This window comes from Mesorhizobium sp. M2E.F.Ca.ET.209.01.1.1 (assembly GCF_004010375.2).
Classification (GTDB): domain Bacteria; phylum Pseudomonadota; class Alphaproteobacteria; order Rhizobiales; family Rhizobiaceae; genus Mesorhizobium.
The window spans coordinates 1-324 of sequence record NZ_SADP02000758.1; the positions used below are offsets into that span (position 1 = coordinate 1).

General features: G+C 64.5%; 1 protein-coding gene. It reads left to right on the forward strand.

The window, feature by feature from the left end; translation table 11 throughout:
* Positions 1-117: 117 nt before the first annotated feature.
* A partial coding sequence (locus EN852_RS37775) for a hypothetical protein (RefSeq protein ID WP_135879835.1) occupies positions 118-324 on the forward strand: 207 nt, incomplete at its 3' end.

The following is a 324-nucleotide window of genomic DNA, read 5'->3' on the forward strand; positions in this document are numbered from 1 at the left end:
GAAGAAGTCGGCGGAGGACCGTCTGTCGGCCGCCCTGGCGGCCATCAACCCGGTGGTCGACCCCGGTTACGCGATCCTGATCACGACGACTGACGCCGATCCGATCACGGGGTAACCATGGCCAGCCTTCACAGCGCCGCACGCCGGTTCGAAACCCTGATCTTCAAGGAGAACGGTCAGCCGTTCAACGGCACGATCATGCCGGTCGATGAGGGCAAGATCCCCAGCTACGACTTCGCGTCTCCACGCCTGATGCTCCGCACCACGGTCGAGGGCGTCGTCAAGGCGCGCGACATCATCCTGGACGACCTCAACCGGCGCTTC